Source organism: Streptomyces sp. yr375 (assembly GCF_900110755.1).
In the GTDB taxonomy this organism is placed as follows: domain Bacteria; phylum Actinomycetota; class Actinomycetes; order Streptomycetales; family Streptomycetaceae; genus Streptomyces.
On sequence record NZ_FOFF01000013.1, the window covers coordinates 103,539 to 119,449 of the forward strand.

Consider the following 15,911-nt stretch of genomic DNA (forward strand, 5'->3'; position numbering starts at 1 on the left):
TCGCCCACGACGTCTGTGAGGTGCCCCCGTGCCCGCGTTCGACCTGCCGCTGCCGGAGCTGGAACGCCACCGGCCCGAGCCCGCCGAGCCCGCCGACTTCGACGCGTTCTGGAGCGACACCCTGAAGGAGGCCGAGCAGCGGGACGTGCTGGTGTCGGCGCACCCCGTCGACACCGGTCTCCGCCTGACGCGGACCTGGGACGTCACGTTCCGGGGCTTCGCCGGCGATCCGGTACGGGCCTGGTTCAGCCTCCCGTCCGACGCGCGGGAACCGCTTCCCGCCGTCGTCGAGTACGCCGGTTACGGTCGTGGCCGCGGCCTCCCCCACGAGCGTCTGACCTGGGTGAACGCCGGCTATGCCCATCTGCTGATGGACAACCGGGGCCAGGGCGACCAGTACGGCAACGGGGGCGACACACCCGACCCGCACGCCGGCGCGCCCGGCGGTCCCGGGCCGGCCGTCCGCGGCCTCCTCGCCGCACGGGACTACCACTACCGCCGCCTGATGACGGACGCGGTGCGCGCGGTGGCGGCGGTCCGGGCGCTGCCGGGCGTGGACCCCGCCCGCACGGTCGCCGTCGGGAACAGCCAGGGCGGCGCGCTCGCCCTCGCCGTCGCGGGCCTGGTCCCCGACCTGGCCGCCGTCCTCGTCACGGCCCCGCTGCTGTGCGGTGTCCGACGGGCCCTGGACCTCACCGACGCGGGTCCCTACGGCGAGATCGCCGCCTACCTCTCCGTGCACCGAGGCGCGGCGGAGGCCGCCTACCGCACGCTGTCCTACGTGGAAGGCGTCTCCTTCGCCCGCCGCGCCCACGCCCCGGCCCACTTCGGCACGGGTCTGCGCGACACGGTCTGCCCGCCGAGCGGGGTGTACGCCGCCTTCAACCGGTACGGGGAGCTGACCGGCGGCCCGGATCCACAAAACGAGATCCACCCGTATCCGTTCAACGGACACGAGGGGGGCGAGGCCGAACAGGTACGACGCCAACTCGGGTGGCTGGCGGAGCGGTTGGCCGACTGACCGCCGTGTCGTACGCCCGGCGTGGCTTGTTCGGTTGACGTGCCGCCAACTCAGTTGGCCACTACATCTGTTGACCCGGTAGAGTCATGGCCGCGACACAGGAACGACGTTGTCGCCTCACGCAAACCCCGATCCTCGATCCCCGACCCGTCGCACCGTCCGGGCGGAGACACTCCGGACCGCCCCACTCCCCCCTTGGGGCAGGCCCGGCTCGCGGACCCGGTGGGCGGCTCGCCGCCCACCGGGTCCGCCCAGAGCGGGTGTTGCTCAACCGACCTGACAGGGCAGGCTCGTGGCGCTGTCACCGCCCGAGCCGGAGACGACGTAACCGAACGTCGTACTCTGACCTGGACTCAACGAGCCGTTCCAGTCGGAGTTGTGGACCATCACCGCCTGCCCGTTGTAGGTGGCGTTGCCGCTCCACAGGCTGGCCACCGACTGCCCGGCGGGCAGCGACCAGTCGACCATCCAGCCGAGCATCGGGACATCACCCGAGTTGGTGACGGTCACCTCGGACTGGTAGCCGCCGTTCCAGGTGTTGGTGGTCCGGCGGGTCGCGGTGCAGGTACCAGGGACGGGCTCGCTGGGGTTGCCCGGCTCGTGGATGCCGGTCACCTCGCCGTTTCCGCCGTCGAAGACGACGTCGGAGCAGGAGTAGAAGGTCTCGGCACTGTCCGAGCGCTGCCAGACCATGTAGATGATGTGCCGCCCGGACTTGTTGGCCGGAAGCTTGCCGGTCCAGGAGTAGTTGGCCTCGACCGTGCCCGGGCTGCCGTTGAGCGGCGGGTGGTCGACGGAGAGGAAGGGCTGCGCCTCGATGTCGTCCCAGGTGAGGGTCTTGGTCGGGTCGAAGCCGTCCTTGGTGACGTAGACGTAGAACCAACCCGGGTGCGCCGCCCAGGCGTTGTAGGAGAAGTCGACGGTCGCACCCGAGGTGAGGTGGGTGAGCGGCCAGTCGTTGCGGGGCGCGTTGAAGCCGGTGAAGTTGGCGTTGCCGCCGCTGCACAGCTGGCCGTCCGGCACGAACCCGCGGGTGCGGCCGGCGCCGTCGGAGCGCAGCACCGAGAACCAGTTGTAGAACGGCGTGGTGCCGCTCACCTGTTGCGCGTTCTTGCAGGCCGGGTTGACCGGCTTGATCTCACCGGTGTCGGTCAGCCCGTCCTGCCAGCACAGGAACGTACGGCTGCCGGGCTTCATGGGCGTGCCGTGCGCCTCGGCCTTGCCGCCGGTCGAGACGATCAGACCGAGGGCCGGGACCGTGGCCAACAGGGCCATGAGGACGAGGAACAGGGCTCGAGTACGTAACCTCGAGGGTGAATCTGGCGTGATCATGACAGTTCGCATGACAGATGAGTCCGCCTTCCAGGTACGGACCGTGCGTGCATGGGGTGCACTGCGGGTGGAGGTGCGGGGGGGGGATGTGCGGGTGGGGCGTATGAGTGGGGGGTGCGGGTGGGGGTGCGGGTGGGGGGTGCGAATACGGGTGCAGGTATGGGTACGGGTGCATGGAGCGGGAGCGTCCCCGAGTCGGGCCCGGCGGGTTCCGGTCCGCCGGGCACGAACGTCTATGGGAGCGCTCCCACTCCACCTGTGGCGGAAGGTAGCGCCGTACGGCCCACTTGTAAACGGGGTGCGTACGGCCTTCCTTCGAACGCCGGACTTTCCGTGGTGGTGCGGTGCCGCCGGGGCCTCGCCCCGCGTTACCGCACCGGCACCCGGGGACTCCAGGTCAGCGTGTCCGCCACCGGCTCCCCCGGCTGCTGCGGCTCCCCCGTCAGGGGCAGTTCCACCGTGAACTCCGTGTGGCCCGGCTCACTGTGTACGTCGATGTGGCCACCGTGCGCCGCCGTGATCGCGGCGACGACGGCGAGGCCCAGACCGGCGCCGCCGCCCGTGGTGGCGCGGGCGCGGGAGGCGTCGGCGCGGGTGAAGCGTTCGAAGACCGTCGGCAGCAGGTCGGGCGGGATGCCGGGGCCGTCGTCCCGGACGCGCACCACGCACCTGCCCTGGCGCGCCTCCACGACGGCGACGACGCTCGTGCCCGACGGCGTGTGCACGCGCGCGTTGGCCAGCAGGTTGGCGACCACCTGACGCAGCCGGACCTCGTCGCCGAGGACCAACGGCAGCTCGTCCAGGCCGAGTTCGAGCTGCCAGTCGTGACCGCTGCCCGCCGCCCGCGCGTCCCACACCGCCTCGGCGACCAGTGCCGCCAGGTCCACTTCGCTGGAGTGCAGCGGCCTGCCCTCGTCCAGGCGGGCGAGCAGCAGCAGGTCCTCAACCAGCCCGGTCATACGCGCCGACTCGGCCGTGACCCGGCGCCAGGCCAGGCCCGGTTCGATGCGGTCCGCGCCCCGGTTCATGAGTTCCGCGTAACCGGCGATGGAGGCGAGCGGGGTGCGCAGTTCGTGGCTGGCGTCGGCCAGGAAGCGGCGCATGCGTTCCTCGCCGCGGCGGCGTTCGGCGAGCGAGGACTCGACGTGGTCGATCATGCGGTTGAGGGCCGCGCCGACCTGGCCGGCCTCGCTGCCGGGGTCGGTGTCCCGTTCGGGAAGCCTGGGGAGGTCGGTCACCTCGTAGCGGTACAGCGGGGTCTGCGAGACCTCGACGGCCTTGGCGGCGACCCGGCCGAGGGGCCGTAGCTGCCGTCGTACGACCACCGCGCAGACGCCGCCCGCGACCGTCAGACCCGCCCCGGCGACGGCGGCCTCCACCGCCACCAAACCGCGGATCATGTCCTGGACGTCGCCCATGGGGAGGCCGGTGAGGACGCGGACGCCGTCGGCGTCGAGGACGGTGACGCGGTAGGTGCCCAGGCCGGGGACGGTCCGCGTGTGCGGGCCGCCGCCGGTCTCGATGCCTGCCAGGGACGACATTTGACGTGTCGTCAGACTCTGCGGCGGGGCGTCCTGGCGCACCGTCGCCGCCGTGAGGACGGTGCCGTCGGCGTCGAGGCGGGCGGCGAGCAGGCCGGCCGGGTGGCCGCTCTCGTCGAGGAAGGTCAGGTCTCGCGGCAGGTCCGGGTGGAGTGCGGCATCGGCGAGGCTGCGCCGCGCGGCGTCGGTGACCCGGTCGTCCAGGTTGCCCAGCAGGTAGGCGCGCTGGGCGAGGACGGCGGTGAGGGCCATCACGGCGCACACGGCGACGAGGGCGGCGGCGATGAGGATCAGGAGCCGGGTGCGCAGGGAGCCGCTCCGGGTGCGGACCCTCATCTCCGGCCCTCCATCGGCATGAAGGCGTGCCGCAGCCCCCGTACCGTGAGCACGGGCTCGTCGTCGACGATCGGAACGCGGACCCGTCCGCTGCGGGTACCGGAGATGCCAGCCATGTCCTGATCCTGTCCCGGTTGGCTGGGGGAATGCTGTGCTGCGCCTGAGCCGCAGCCGTGCGAAATGGTGACCAACCGGCTACGACGGTGTTTCCCGGGATGCCGGACATCCGCCAACCGCCGTAGCGGGACGGGCAGTTGCACACGCTGAAAGGCAGCGCGGAAGCAAACGCGGAGGGCCGCACCCCCGTCACCGGGGATGCGGCCCTCGACTGGCCTGCCGGACCGCTTACTTGGCGATCAGGCTGCGCAGCACGTACTGCAGGATGCCGCCGTTGCGGTAGTAGTCCGCCTCGCCGGGGGTGTCGATGCGGACGACCGCGTCGAACTCCACACCGGTGTCGGTGGTGACCTTGACCGTGGCGGGGGTGGTGCCGTCGTTCAGCTCGGTGATGCCGGCGATGGAGAAGGACTCCTCGCCGGTCAGGCCGAGGGACTCGGCGGACTGGCCCGCCGGGTACTGCAGCGGGATGACGCCCATGCCGATGAGGTTGGAGCGGTGGATGCGCTCGTAGGACTCGGCGACGACGGCCTTGACGCCGAGCAGCGCGGTGCCCTTGGCCGCCCAGTCGCGGGACGAGCCGGAGCCGTACTCCTTGCCGGCCAGGATGACCAGCGGGGTGCCCTGCTCGATGTAGTTGCGCGAGGCGTCGTAGATGAAGGCGACCGGGCCGCCGTCGACGGTGAAGTCGCGGGTGTAGCCGCCCTCGGTGCCCGGCGCGATCTGGTTGCGCAGGCGGATGTTGGCGAACGTGCCGCGGATCATGACCTCGTGGTTGCCTCGGCGCGAGCCGTAGGAGTTGAAGTCACGACGCTCCACACCGTGCTCGGTGAGGTACTTGCCGGCCGGGGTGTCGGCCTTGATGGCGCCGGCGGGCGAGATGTGGTCGGTGGTGACCGAGTCGCCGAGCTTGGCGAGGACTCGGGCGCCGGTGATGTCGGAGACCGGGGTGGTCTCCATCGTCATGCCCTCGAAGTACGGGGGCTTGCGGACGTACGTCGACTGCGGGTCCCACTCGAAGGTGTTGCCGGTCGGGATCGGCAGCGCCTGCCACTGGGCGTCGCCCGCGAAGACGTCGGCGTAGGACTTGTTGAACATGTCCTCGCCGATGGCGTTCGCCACGACGTCGTTGACCTCGGCCTCGGTCGGCCAGATGTCGGTCAGGAAGACCGGCTTGCCGTCCTGGTCGACACCGAGCGCGTCACGCGTGATGTCCACCTTCATGGAGCCCGCGAGGGCGTACGCGACGACCAGCGGCGGGGAGGCCAGGTAGTTCATCTTGACGTCGGGGTTGATCCGGCCCTCGAAGTTGCGGTTGCCGGAGAGCACCGAAGTCACGGCCAGGTCATGGTCGTTGACGGCCTTGGAGACCTCCTCCGGCAGCGGGCCGGAGTTGCCGATGCAGGTGGTGCAGCCGTAGCCGACGAGGTTGAAGCCGACCTTGTCGAGGTAGGGGGTGAGCCCCGCCTTGTCGAAGTAGTCGGTGACGACCTTGGAGCCGGGCGCGAGGGTGGTCTTGACCCACGGCTTGCGGGTCAGGCCCTTCTCCACGGCCTTCTTCGCGACGAGCGCGGCGGCGACCATGACGTACGGGTTGGAGGTGTTGGTGCAGGAGGTGATGGCCGCGACCGTCACCGCGCCGTGGTCGATCGTGTACGTCGAGCCGTCGGGGGCGGTCACGGTGACCGGGTTCGACGGGGCGCCGTTGGGGTGGTTGGCCGGGGCGTCGGAGGCCGGGAAGGACTCCTTGCCCGCCTCGTCGGCGGCGTCGACGTAGTTGCGGACGTCCTGCTTGAACTGCTCGGCGGCGTTCGCGAGGACGATGCGGTCCTGCGGGCGCTTCGGGCCGGCGATGGAGGGGACGACCGTCGAGAGGTCGAGCTCCAGCTTCTCGGAGAAGTCGGGCTCGGCGGCCGGGTCGAGCCAGAGGCCCTGCTCCTTGGCGTACGCCTCGACGAGCGCGACCTGCTGCTCGTCGCGGCCGGTCAGGCGCAGGTACTTCAGCGTCTCGTCGTCGATCGGGAAGATCGCGGCGGTGGAGCCGAACTCCGGCGACATGTTGCCGATGGTGGCGCGGTTCGCGAGGGAGGTGGCGGCGACGCCCTCACCGTAGAACTCGACGAACTTGCCGACGACGCCGTGCTTGCGGAGCATCTCGGTGATGGTCAGCACGAGGTCCGTGGCGGTGGTGCCCGGGGTCAGCTCGCCCGTGAGCTTGAAGCCGACGACGCGCGGGATGAGCATCGAGACCGGCTGGCCGAGCATCGCGGCCTCGGCCTCGATGCCGCCGACGCCCCAGCCCAGCACACCGAGGCCGTTGACCATGGTGGTGTGCGAGTCGGTGCCGACGAGGGTGTCGGGGTACGCCTGGCCGCCGCGGACCATGACCGTACGGGCCAGGTGCTCGATGTTGACCTGGTGGACGATGCCGGTGCCCGGCGGGACGACCTTGAACTCGTCGAACGCGGTCTGGCCCCAGCGCAGGAACTGGTAGCGCTCGCGGTTGCGGCCGTACTCCAGCTCGACGTTCTGCGCGAAGGCCTCGTTCGTGCCGAACTTGTCGGCGATGACGGAGTGGTCGATGACCAGCTCGGCGGGGGCGAGGGGGTTGATCTTCGCCGCGTCGCCGCCGAGCTCCTTGACGGCCTCACGCATGGTGGCGAGGTCGACGACACAGGGCACGCCGGTGAAGTCCTGCATGATCACGCGGGCCGGCGTGAACTGGATCTCCTGGCTGGGCTGCGCCTGCGAGTCCCAGCCACCGAGGGCCCGGATGTGGTCGGCGGTGATGTTCGCGCCGTCCTCGGTACGGAGCAGGTTCTCCAGCAGCACCTTCAGGCTGTACGGAAGGCGAGCCGAGCCTTCCACCTTGTCCAGCCGGAAGATCTCGTACGACTCGTCGCCCACGCTGAGCGTGCTACGGGCGTCGAAGCTGTTCGCCGACACGACAGTCTCCTTCATTGATGTGCGCGTACCACCGCATCCTGCCGTCACACGGGCTTGGCCGATCCGCTAAGGTCAGGCTAAGTTAGGTCACCCTTACTAGGGCGGGCGGCTGCGGTGCGCCTCGGCAGATATCTCGATGTCGAGATAACTCTAGTACATGGGGGCTGAATGGTCATGCCCGGGCTCGCCTCACCAAGGAAACGGCACGCCGTGTCAGCGGCGGGCCTGCGACCTCGCGCCTCCGGTCGGCGGACGGCAACGGAAGCGGATCAGGGGCATGCCTGACGGGTGACAGTGGGACAGGACACCGTTCCAGGGCGGCGCGGCCCACTACGAGCGGGGCATGCCGCCGTACGCCCCGGGCCAGGCATCGCGAGATGACCAACGCGCGGTGGGCGGCAGCCCGAGCGGAGGATCCGTCGGCCGGCCCGGGGGAGCTGGAGCTCCAGGGCGATTTCCGGGCCGTCGCGTCCGCCCAGTCCTCACCTGGAGCAAGCCGCACGGTCGTCGGCGTCACCGGCACGAGGGGTGACCGTTTCGGTTGATTTGGTCGGGTCTCGCCAGTGGTGTCACTGTTGTACAGCCAGGCGGCATTGACGGCATGTCACCCGAATGGGTTACCCAGGAGGTGCGATCTCATATCTGAGATAACCTCAGCCTCATGGCAGACGACTACCTCGTACGCATCGGCAAGCTCATCCGTGACGCCAGGCAGCACCGGGGCTGGACTCAGGCGCAGCTAGCCGAGGCGTTGGGCACCAGCCAGAGTGCCGTCAACCGCATCGAGCGGGGCAACCAGAACATCAGCCTTGAGATGATCGCTCGAATCGGCGAAGCACTGGACAGCGAAATCGTCTCTCTGGGATACGCGGGACCGATGCATCTGCGGGTCGTGGGCGGCCGTCGGCTGTCCGGCGCGATCGACGTGAAGACCAGCAAGAACGCGTGCGTGGCACTGCTGTGCGCCTCACTGCTCAACCAGGGGCGCACGGTGCTGCGCCGGGTCGCCCGCATCGAGGAGGTCTACCGCCTGCTGGAGGTCCTCAACTCCATCGGCGTACGCACCCGTTGGATCAACGACGGCGTCGACCTGGAGATCGTGCCGCCGGCCGTGCTGGACATGGCGGCGATCGACGCGGCGGCCGCCGTGCGCACCCGTTCCATCATCATGTTCCTCGGCCCGCTGCTGCACCGTATGAACCACTTCAAGCTGCCGTACGCCGGCGGCTGCGACCTCGGCACGCGGACCATCGAGCCGCACATGATCGCGCTGCGCCGGTTCGGGCTGGAGGTCGCGGCGACGGAGGGGCAGTACCACGCCGTCGTCGACCGTGCCGTGCGCCCGGACCGGCCGATCGTGCTGACCGAGCGCGGGGACACCGTCACCGAGAACGCGCTGCTCGCGGCCGCCCGGTACGACGGCGTGACCGTCATCCGCAACGCCTCGTCCAACTACATGGTCCAGGACCTGTGCTTCTTCCTGGAGGCGCTCGGCGTCGAGGTCGAGGGCATCGGCACCACCACGCTCACCGTGCACGGCGTGCCCGACATCGACGTCGACGTGGACTACTCGCCCTCCGAGGACCCGGTCGAGGCGATGAGCCTGCTCGCCGCCGCGGTCGTCACGGAGTCGGAGCTGACGGTGCGCCGGGTGCCCATCGAGTTCCTGGAGATCGAGCTGGCGGTCCTGGAGGAGATGGGGCTCGACCACGACCGTACGCCCGAGTACCCGGCCGACAACGGCCGCACCCGGCTGGTGGACCTCACGGTCCGGCCCTCCAAGCTGGAGGCGCCGATCGACAAGATCCACCCGATGCCGTTCCCCGGCCTGAACATCGACAACGTGCCGTTCTTCGCGGCCATCGCCGCCGTCGCGCAGGGCAAGACCCTCATCCACGACTGGGTCTACGACAACCGTGCGATCTACCTGACGGACCTGAACCGGCTCGGCGGGCGGCTCCAACTCCTCGACCCGCACCGGGTGCTGGTCGAGGGCCCGACGCGCTGGCGCGCCGCCGAGATGATGTGCCCGCCGGCGCTGCGTCCGGCGGTCGTCGTCCTGCTGGCGATGATGGCGGCGGAGGGCACGTCGGTGCTGCGCAACGTGTACGTCATCAACCGCGGCTACGAGGACCTGGCCGAGCGCCTCAACTCCATCGGGGCACAGATCGACATCTTCCGGGACATCTGAGCAACAACAACCGTGCCGCCGCACCTCGTTCGGCCTGCGTGCATGCGGGCCCGGGCGGGGTGCGGCGGCATTTCCGGGCCTCGGGGCGGGACGGGCGGTGGCTGGAAACCATGCATCGGCGGGCGCGGCATGAGTTCCGGTGTCGTAAATGATCGTGATGATCCTGAAATCAAGAAAGTTTTAGGACTTTTGATGACTCTTGTCAGGAGATCACCTAGCATCCTCACCACTGCCGCGAAGCGGAATGACTAGTTCTGGTTGTCGCGCTCGGACCCATGCACCCAAGGACGCTCGATGCCGTCACGGACCCCTGCCCTGCAGCGCCTCCGTTCCATCCGCGCCTCGTTGCTGCTGCTGGCCCTGGTCCCGAGTCTGGCGCTCGGCGGACTCTGGGCCACCACCAGCGCACGTGTGCTGTCGCAGGGCTTCGGTCTGCGCGCCGAGTTCAACACCAACCTCGCCGTCGCCAAGCCGTTCGGCGACATGATCGACGCCGCGGCCCGGGAACGGACGCTCAGCGCGGTCTGGCTGGCCGACCCCCATGCCTCACGCAAGGCGTTGGAGGCGCAGCGCCGCAAGACGGACGTCGCCGTGACCGAGATGGCGGGGCTGCCGGCCGCGCTGAAGGACGCGCCTGCGAAGTCCAAGGCGGCGTTCCAGCCGGTCGCGGACGCCGTGCAGGCGATGAACCTGCCCGAGCTCAGGGCCCGGATCGACAGCCGGACCACCGACGTCCGCACGGCCACCGCGGTGTTCACCCGCGTCATCGACGCCGAGATCGTCGGCACCGACTTCGCCTTCCGGGTCAACGACGCGTCCCTGGTGACCGCGTCCATACCGACCTCGACCCTGATCGACGCCCGTGAGCAACTGCTGCTGGAGGACGCCACGCTGGCCCCCGCGGTCGCGAGCGGGCGGCTCAGCGCCCAGGACCGGGCCGCCTTCCTGCACGCGGTGGGCGCCCGGCGCTTCCTGATGGGCAGCATGCCCAACCAGCTCAACGCCCGGGACATGGCGGCGGTGCGGAAGCTCACCGGCAGCCCGGAGTGGAAGACGCTGGAGAAGATCGAGGACGCCGTCATCGCCCAGCGGGACGGCGGGAGCACCGCGCTGCCCGCGGCGGCCCGGCAGTGGCCCGCCACCATGACCACGATCATCCCGCGGATGCAGAAGGTCACGGTCGACCCCATCTTCGCCTTCATCGGCCAGAGCCAGGCCCGAGCCGACTCACTGGTGTGGCAGGGTCTGGTCACGAGCGGGGCGGGGCTCGCCGCCCTCATCGTGGTGGCCCTGCTGTCCTGGCGGGTCACCCGTTCCCTGATGCGACGCCTGGCCGGCCTGCGCAGAGCCACCCTGGAGCTGGCCGACACCCGGCTGCCCGACCTGGTCGACCGGCTCAACCGCGGGGAGAACGTCGACGTCGAGGCGGAGGCGGCGGACCTCGACTACGGCGACGACGAACTCGGCAAGGTCGCCCACGCCTTCAACTCCGCCCAGCGCACCGCGCTGCGCAGCGCCGTAAGCCTGGCCGACGCCCGCCGCGGCTTCCAGAAGGCCATCCTGGGCGTCGCCCGGCACACCCAGAACCTGGTGAACCGCCAACTGAGCCTGCTGGACACCATGGAGCAGCAGCACCAGGAACCCGACGTGCTGAAGGGGCTCTACGAACTGGACTCCCAGGCCAGCCAGATGCGCCGCTACGAGGAGAACCTCGTGATCATCAGCGGCGGGCAGCCCGGCCGCCGCTGGACCCAGCCGGTCACCGTCGTCGACGTCATCCGCAGCGCCGTCGGGGAGGTCGCCGACTACCAGCGCGTCACCGTGCACGCCGACGAGGACCTGAAGCTGGCCGCGCACGCCGTGGCCGACGTGATCCACCTGCTCGCGGAACTCATGGAGAACGCCGCCCGCTACTCGCCGCCCGTCTGCCCGGTGTGGGTCCGCACGGAGCACGTCGGCAAGGGGCTCGCCATCGAGGTCGAGGACCGCGGGATAGGCATGGGGGAAGAGGAGTACGCCGAGGTCAACCGGCGACTCTCGCGGCCCCCGCAGTTCGACGTCCTGGCCCTCGCCGACGACTCCCGCCTCGGCCTCTTCGTGGTCGCCCGGCTGGCCGCCCAGCACGGTGTCCGGATCACGCTCCGCTCCTCGCCGTTCGGCGGCACCTCGGCGGTGGTCCTGATCCCCGCGGCCCTGCTGATCGACGAATCCGCGCCGGTCCCGGGCGCTCCGACGATTTCGGGCGCTCCGTTGGTCCCGGACGCCTCGATCGTGCCGGATTCACCGGCCACGCTCGTGGCGGAGGCCGGGCACCCGGCGGCCCTCGTCGGAACGGCCGGGGAGCCGGACGCCCAGCCCGCTCCCCGCGCCGCTGCGTCCGTCGCTTCCCCGTACTCGCCGCAGGCCTCGCCGCAGGCCTCGCCGCAGGCCTCGCCGCAGGCCTCGCCGCAGGCCTCGCCGCAGGCCACGGTCCACTCCATGCCCCCGTTCGTTCCCCGGCAGGCTTCGGACGACGACGAGTGGTCGGTGGCGGAGCGCCCCTCCGTGTTCACGCCCCTGCGCCGCCCGGTCACCGCATCGGTCACGCCCCCGGCGGCCGTCTTGCCCGCGCAACCCGTGCAGCCAGGCCGGCCGGGAGGGCCCGGCCTGCCGCCCGTTCCGTCGCCGCACGGCGCTCCGCCCCTTCCGCAGCGCGTCCCGCAGACGAGCCTGGTCGAGGAGTTGCGCCAGGACCCGGCGTCCGGCGGCGCCGCCGCGGTGGAGCCGGACCCGGAACCGCTGCCGCAGGCGGAGCAGGTCGCCCGGACGATGTCCGCCTTCCAGCGCGGCACCGCGCACGCCCGTGACTTCGGGGTACGCCCCGCCCCCGACCACGATCCCTCGACGAAGGCCCCCCGATGACCGTTCACCCGCACCGCGCCCCCGCCACCGCCACCGCCAACAGCCTCGACTTCCTGCTGACCGGCCTCGTACAGCAGGTGACCGGTGTGCGGTTCGCCGTCGTGGTGTCCGAGGACGGGCTGGTCGTCAGCAAGTCCGCGGCCTTCCCGAGGCCCGAGGCCGAGCGGCTGGCCGCGACCGTGTCGGGGCTGATGAGCCTGGGCCGGGGCGTCTGCGCCGACTTCGACGGCGGGGGTGTCGTCCAGTCGCTGCTGGAGATGCGGCGGGGCTTCCTCATCCTCACGTCGGCCGGCGCGGGCGCGCACCTCGCCGTGCTGACCGAGTCGCAGGCGGACGTCGGCGTGGTGGCGTTCGAGATGAACATGCTGGTGAAGAAGGTCGGGGAGCATCTCAGCGCGGCTCCCCGCGCCGAGCTCTCGCCGCCGCCCGGCCTGCGCGGTTTCCAGCAGTGAGCGACGGCCCCCAGGAGTCGTGGGCGCAGCCCGAGGGGGCCGCGCACTGGCGCATGGTCCGGGCGTTCACCCTGACCGGCGGCCGTACCCAGCCCAGCCGGGACGTCTTCACGCTCATCACGCTGGTGAGCACGGTCGACCTGCCGCTGCCGCCCGTCGGCCGGCGCCTTCAGCCGGAGCACCTGCGGATCCTGCGGATGTGCGCGCAGCCGCTGGCCGTCGCCGAGATCTCCGCCTATCTGGACCTGCCGGTCTCCGTGACGACCATCCTGCTGTCGGACCTGCTGGAGCAGGGCAGGATCCTCGCCCGCCCGCCCATCCACGTGGCCGCAAGCCCGCAGATCGCCCTGTTGCAGAAAGTGAGGAACGGCCTTGCCCGGCTCTGACAACGCCCCCGAGGCTGTGAAGATCCTGATCTCCGGCGGTTTCGGGGTCGGCAAGACGACCATGGTCGCCGCCATCAGCGAGATCACTCCGCTGCGCACGGAGGAACGGCTGACCGCCGCGGGGGTCGGGGTGGACGACGTGATCGGCGTGGAGGCCAAGACGACCACGACGGTCGCCCTGGACTTCGGCCGCATCACGCTCACCCCCGACCTGGTGCTCTACCTGTTCGGCGCCCCCGGCCAGCAGCGCTTCTGGTTCATGTGGAACGACCTGGCGGTCGGCGCCCTCGGCGGGATCGTGCTGGTGGACACCTGGCGTCTGGAGTCGAGCTTCGCGGCCATCGACTTCTTCGAGAAACGCGGCATCCCCTTCGTCGTCGCCGTCAACCGCTTCGAGGGCCGGCCGGAGTACGGCATCGAGCAGATCCGCGGCGCTCTCGCGCTCCCCGCGACGTCGCCGCTGCACATGTTCGACGCCCGGGAGCGCGGCGCCTGCCGGGACGTGCTGCTGAGCCTGGTCGACCATGTCCTCGCCCAGGTGTCCGCCCCGCTGCAGATCGCCCCCTGAACCCCATATCTTGGCGGGCATGCAGTCTTACACGATCGGTCAGGCGGCCCGGTTGCTCGGGGTGAGTCCGGACACCGCGCGGCGTTGGGCGGACGCGGGGCGGGTGGTCACCCATCGCGACGAGGGCGGGCGGCGGGTCGTCGACGGGGCGGATCTCGCCGCGTTCTCCGTCGAGCTGGCCAAGGCCGGCAGCGGCGAGGAGGACGTCTCCTACACCTCGGTCCGCAACGCGTTCCCGGGGATCGTCACCGCGATCAAGCTCGGTGACGTGGCGGCGCAGGTGGAGATCCAGGCGGGTCCGCACCGGCTGGTGTCGCTGCTGACCCGGGAGGCCGTGGAGGAACTGGGCCTGGAGGTCGGGATGGAGGCCACCGCCCGGGTGAAGTCGACGAACGTGCACATCGACCGCGTCTGACCGGCCCGCACGGCGACCTCCCGCCCCCTCTACCTCACCTCACCGGGTCACTCGGTGACCGAGTAGGAGTGGGCGCCGGTTCCGGCCGGCGCTCCCCCGTCGACGATCAGGTACGCGTCGCGGATCGGGCGGCCCGCGAACCAGGACTCGAGGATCTCGCGGATGCCGGCCGCGTAGCGGGCCTGCGCGGACAGGGACGAGCCGGAGATGTGCGGGGTCATCCCGTGGTGCGGCATGGTGCGCCACGGGTGGTCGGCGGGGGCCGGCTGCGGATACCGGACGTCGCCCGCGTAGCCCGCCAACCGCCCACTGCGCAGGGCGCGTTCGACGGCGTCCCGGTCGGCGATCCTCGCCCGGGTCGTGTTGGTAGCGGTCGAGGAACCATCCGGCGGTGCGCAGCGCGGGTCGCCGCTCGCGGCCGGGGCGGCCTATACCTCCGCCCAGCCGAGCTGTGCTCCGTTGCCGAGGCGGGCCCGGCCGGCGCCGTGGGCCCGCCCGGCGTCACCAGCGCGGCGGCGTCGCCGAGGGAGCCCGGCCGCCGACAACGCCGTACCGATGGCGGGCGGGCCCTCCTGCGGTGCGGGGCGGGACTCACCGCGGTGGTGCGGGGCGGGTCATGTCCACGCGGGGTAGCCGCCGTCCACGCGGATCGTGTTGATTCCGCTGATGTGCCGGGCGCCGCAATGGTCCTGCGGCAGGACGAGTTGGGGGCCGGCGCGGTCGAGCGGGGTGTCGTCGATGGTGACGGCGAGGAGCACGGGAGCGTGGCCGAAGTCGGGGTCGACCTCCGCCCATGACAGCAGCGTGTGATGGCCGTCCGCACCGGTCACGGCGATGAGGAAGCGGAGGCGGTCCTTGCGGCGGGCGGGGTCGAAGCCGGGCTCGGCTGCCGACAGCACGTCGTGCAGGAGCGGTCCGGTGAAGCGGTGCCGCCTGACGCCGCTGGTGTCGCATCTGAAGCTGACCTCCGCCCGCTGCTGGGGCCAGGCCAGCAGGTCGGCCACGGTCAGCCGGGACGGCCGGGCCAGGTCTCCGGCGAGCACGACTTCCGCCATCGGGACGATGGCCGCAGCGGCGGTTGCGAGGGACTGACTCACGGGCTATCACCTCCCTCAGGGAGGTACCCGGACGGGCCGACTGCACAAACGCATATACCAGCCACCACTATCGATAGCCCGGCTCATGCGATGTTACAAGGTACTTACACCTTGCATTTGCGGCAGTATGCTCAGTACATGCACACCTACCGGATCGGTGAAGCGGCCGCCTTACTCGGCGTCAGCGCGGACACCGTGCGGCGACTGGTCGACGGCGGGAGACTGCCCGCCGACCGTGACGATTCGGGACGCCGGCTCATCCCCGGCGCAGCGCTGGCGGCCTACGCCCGGCAGACGCACCGTACGGAACGGGAGAACCCCGGTTCCTCGGCCCGCAACCGCTTCGCCGGCATCGTCACCGAGGTACGCCTCGGGGATGTCTCGGCGCAGGTGGAGATCCAGGCCGGGCCGTTCCGGGTGGTGTCCCTGGTGAGCCGGGAGTCGGCCGAGGAACTGGAGCTGGAGCCCGGTGTGCCGGCGATCGCGGTGATCAAGTCGACCAACGTCGTCGTCGAACGACCCGAACGACCCGTAAGACCCGAACGACCCGTAGGACCCGTAGGACCCGTAGGACCCGTAGGACCCGTAGGACCCGTAAGGCCCTAGAA

General features: G+C 70.8%; 12 protein-coding genes and 1 pseudogene. 8 read left to right on the top strand and 5 right to left on the bottom strand.

Annotation, left to right across the window (positions count from 1 at the left end; genetic code table 11):
• The first annotated feature begins 28 nt into the window (after positions 1–28).
• Positions 29–1,021, top strand: a complete 993-nt coding sequence (locus tag BMZ82_RS16145; RefSeq protein WP_093776209.1) for an acetylxylan esterase — start codon at positions 29–31, stop codon at positions 1,019–1,021.
• A gap of 267 nt (positions 1,022–1,288) precedes the next feature.
• Here the strand turns inward: BMZ82_RS16145 and BMZ82_RS16150 are convergent, their stop codons facing one another.
• The 3 genes from BMZ82_RS16150 to acnA form a co-directional block, all read right to left on the bottom strand.
• Positions 1,289–2,353, bottom strand: coding sequence for a lytic polysaccharide monooxygenase auxiliary activity family 9 protein (locus BMZ82_RS16150; RefSeq protein ID WP_093776211.1), 1,065 nt, complete (start codon positions 2,351–2,353; stop codon positions 1,289–1,291).
• Between the two features lie 368 nt (positions 2,354–2,721).
• Complete coding sequence (locus BMZ82_RS16155; RefSeq protein ID WP_093776213.1) at positions 2,722–4,230, bottom strand: sensor histidine kinase; 1,509 nt, start codon at positions 4,228–4,230, stop codon at positions 2,722–2,724.
• Positions 4,231–4,575: 345 nt separating this feature from the next.
• Positions 4,576–7,293, bottom strand: coding sequence for an aconitate hydratase AcnA (gene acnA / locus BMZ82_RS16160; protein WP_093776305.1), 2,718 nt, complete (start codon positions 7,291–7,293; stop codon positions 4,576–4,578).
• Between the two features lie 661 nt (positions 7,294–7,954).
• Here acnA and BMZ82_RS16165 point away from each other — a divergent pair.
• From BMZ82_RS16165 to BMZ82_RS16190, 6 genes are all read left to right on the top strand, one after another.
• Positions 7,955–9,484 carry a helix-turn-helix domain-containing protein gene (locus BMZ82_RS16165; protein ID WP_093776215.1) on the top strand — a complete coding sequence of 510 codons (1,530 nt, stop codon included), beginning with the start codon at positions 7,955–7,957 and terminating at the stop codon, positions 9,482–9,484.
• A 294-nt stretch (positions 9,485–9,778) separates the two neighbouring features.
• A complete protein-coding gene (locus tag BMZ82_RS16170) occupies positions 9,779–12,385 on the top strand; it encodes a sensor histidine kinase (protein ID WP_093776217.1) in 2,607 nt (868 codons plus the stop codon).
• Positions 12,382–12,837 carry a roadblock/LC7 domain-containing protein gene (locus BMZ82_RS16175; protein ID WP_093776219.1) on the top strand — a complete coding sequence of 152 codons (456 nt, stop codon included), beginning with the start codon at positions 12,382–12,384 and terminating at the stop codon, positions 12,835–12,837. The genes BMZ82_RS16170 and BMZ82_RS16175 overlap by 4 nt, the downstream gene beginning before the upstream one ends.
• Positions 12,838–12,890: 53 nt before the next feature.
• Positions 12,891–13,223 carry a DUF742 domain-containing protein gene (locus BMZ82_RS16180; RefSeq protein ID WP_093776309.1) on the top strand — a complete coding sequence of 111 codons (333 nt, stop codon included), beginning with the start codon at positions 12,891–12,893 and terminating at the stop codon, positions 13,221–13,223.
• Positions 13,210–13,791, top strand: a complete 582-nt coding sequence (locus BMZ82_RS16185; RefSeq protein ID WP_256251938.1) for a GTP-binding protein — start codon at positions 13,210–13,212, stop codon at positions 13,789–13,791. The genes BMZ82_RS16180 and BMZ82_RS16185 overlap by 14 nt, the downstream gene beginning before the upstream one ends.
• 19 nt (positions 13,792–13,810) lie before the next feature.
• On the top strand, positions 13,811–14,206 hold the full coding sequence (locus BMZ82_RS16190; protein ID WP_093776221.1) for a TOBE domain-containing protein: 396 nt from the start codon (positions 13,811–13,813) through the stop codon (positions 14,204–14,206).
• Positions 14,207–14,253: 47 nt separating this feature from the next.
• Here the strand turns inward: BMZ82_RS16190 and BMZ82_RS16195 are convergent.
• Together BMZ82_RS16195 and BMZ82_RS16200 are read right to left on the bottom strand one after the other, a co-directional pair.
• Positions 14,254–14,571, bottom strand: a pseudogene (locus tag BMZ82_RS16195) (NAD(P)-dependent oxidoreductase); the annotation flags it as partial.
• Between the two features lie 249 nt (positions 14,572–14,820).
• Complete coding sequence (locus BMZ82_RS16200) at positions 14,821–15,303, bottom strand: molybdopterin-dependent oxidoreductase (RefSeq protein WP_093776223.1); 483 nt, start codon at positions 15,301–15,303, stop codon at positions 14,821–14,823.
• Positions 15,304–15,441: 138 nt separating this feature from the next.
• Here BMZ82_RS16200 and BMZ82_RS16205 point away from each other — a divergent pair, with 138 nt between their 5' ends.
• Positions 15,442–15,909 carry a TOBE domain-containing protein gene (locus BMZ82_RS16205; RefSeq protein WP_177244516.1) on the top strand — a complete coding sequence of 156 codons (468 nt, stop codon included), beginning with the start codon at positions 15,442–15,444 and terminating at the stop codon, positions 15,907–15,909.
• Positions 15,910–15,911 lie beyond the last annotated feature (2 nt).

What these genes read in the sequence shown, in the direction of transcription:
- BMZ82_RS16150 (WP_093776211.1), bottom strand. Translation starts at nt 2,353, where the DNA reads ATGATCACGCCAGATTCACCCTCGAGGTTACGTACTCGAGCCCTGTTC.
- BMZ82_RS16155 (WP_093776213.1), bottom strand. Translation starts at nt 4,230, where the DNA reads ATGAGGGTCCGCACCCGGAGCGGCTCCCTGCGCACCCGGCTCCTGATC.
- BMZ82_RS16165 (WP_093776215.1), top strand. Translation starts at nt 7,955, where the DNA reads ATGGCAGACGACTACCTCGTACGCATCGGCAAGCTCATCCGTGACGCC.
- BMZ82_RS16170 (WP_093776217.1), top strand. Translation starts at nt 9,779, where the DNA reads ATGCCGTCACGGACCCCTGCCCTGCAGCGCCTCCGTTCCATCCGCGCC.
- BMZ82_RS16175 (WP_093776219.1), top strand. Translation starts at nt 12,382, where the DNA reads ATGACCGTTCACCCGCACCGCGCCCCCGCCACCGCCACCGCCAACAGC.
- BMZ82_RS16180 (WP_093776309.1), top strand. Translation starts at nt 12,891, where the DNA reads ATGGTCCGGGCGTTCACCCTGACCGGCGGCCGTACCCAGCCCAGCCGG.
- BMZ82_RS16190 (WP_093776221.1), top strand. Translation starts at nt 13,811, where the DNA reads ATGCAGTCTTACACGATCGGTCAGGCGGCCCGGTTGCTCGGGGTGAGT.
- BMZ82_RS16205 (WP_177244516.1), top strand. Translation starts at nt 15,442, where the DNA reads ATGCACACCTACCGGATCGGTGAAGCGGCCGCCTTACTCGGCGTCAGC.